This is a genomic window from Bartonella sp. AP11XZML (assembly GCF_042196445.1).
GTDB lineage: Bacteria > Pseudomonadota > Alphaproteobacteria > Rhizobiales > Rhizobiaceae > Bartonella.
Genome location: NZ_JBHIQF010000093.1, coordinates 1 through 1,177 on the forward strand (window position 1 = coordinate 1; position 1,177 = coordinate 1,177).

General features: G+C 34.1%; 2 protein-coding genes. One reads left to right on the top strand and one right to left on the bottom strand.

Features of this window, described 5'->3' with window-relative positions; all coding sequences use genetic code 11:
* Nucleotides 1–145: 145 nt before the first annotated feature.
* On the bottom strand, nucleotides 146–424 hold the full coding sequence (locus ACFIMG_RS09615) for a hypothetical protein (protein ID WP_375678427.1): 279 nt from the start codon (nucleotides 422–424) through the stop codon (nucleotides 146–148).
* Nucleotides 425–536: 112 nt separating this feature from the next.
* Here ACFIMG_RS09615 and ACFIMG_RS09620 point away from each other — a divergent pair, with 112 nt between their 5' ends.
* A complete protein-coding gene (locus ACFIMG_RS09620; RefSeq protein ID WP_156851527.1) occupies nucleotides 537–866 on the top strand; it encodes a helix-turn-helix domain-containing protein in 330 nt (109 codons plus the stop codon).
* The last annotated feature ends 311 nt before the right edge of the window (nucleotides 867–1,177 follow it).

The window sequence follows — 1,177 nt, forward strand, 5'->3', positions numbered from 1 at the left end:
TTCACTCTCTACAAAACCACCAACATCACCTGCTTTAACTTTTCCAAAGCTTCTCAATGCACGAATGCGGTGAAGAGTTTTCCCTCTAAACTCAATTGTTTCATCAGTAAGTTCGTATTTCTTTTCTACAGCCATCTTTGTCTCCTTAATGCTGTAAAGTTTCTCCGGTGTGATCAACACCGCAGCTCTTGCAAATTTTCGACATTGGGGGGACTTGCTCTTGCATTAATCTCTGCAAGCGCTCGGGATAAAAAAAATCTTCTGGACGCAAATCTATCCCATGATCACGTGCGTAATCTAAAATTTTTTGCTGGTGTTTTGCTGGCATGTCACGCCATCTATAAACAGATGACACATCTCTTTGCACTATGGTTGCTACAGTTTTGAAACCACCTAAATATTTTATAATTAATCTCGAAGGCATATGTAATCTCCATAACAGCGCAATAAATAATTGCACTTTTTACATATGTCAACAAAAAATGCACCTTTCACATTTTTGCATTTTACGTATTTTTAAGGATAATGTTTAGATTATGAGTAGCAATATTGAAAAAAGCATCCAACAATGGCTAGAAAAAAAATTAAACGAGCGCGGACACGGTGCTCAAATAGAATTAGCAGCCTACTTGGGAATCCATCAATCCACTATAAGCAGAATGATTAATCCTTACAAAAATGGAAAATCAAGAAGCATTAGTATTGGAGAATTAGTTAAAATAGCCGAGTTTTTTAACGAACCCCCCCCAAATTTCTTCAATGATGTTGATCAAGAGTTTATGAATTTTTATCGTGATCTTTCTGAAGAAAACAAAAAGTCTGTGATCTTATATATTGAGTTTTTAAGGCAATCAAAAGATAAGTAATAGTTTCCTTTTCTTTCTGAGAAAACCCTTTTAAAAGATTAGAATCTTGTTCCACTATTTGCATTTTGTATCTCCATAAATTGTGGATAGTGCATTTTTAAAAAAAACATACCTAACATAAATATGCACTTTTTACATTTTTATGTTGACACTTGCACTTTTTACATATAATCACTCCATATCTTAGAAAATAACTTTTGCCAATAGGCTGTATGGAGGCATTTGTGAAAAAACCAGTGTTTATAAATTCTGATGAAATTCTCTTAGTGATGTGCGAAAATGAAGAGCAAAATCTCGCTAAATCTGGTCCT

Coding starts and splice junctions, on each gene's coding strand:
- ACFIMG_RS09615 (WP_375678427.1), bottom strand. CDS start 424: ATGCCTTCGAGATTAATTATAAAATATTTAGGTGGTTTCAAAACTGTA.
- ACFIMG_RS09620 (WP_156851527.1), top strand. CDS start 537: ATGAGTAGCAATATTGAAAAAAGCATCCAACAATGGCTAGAAAAAAAA.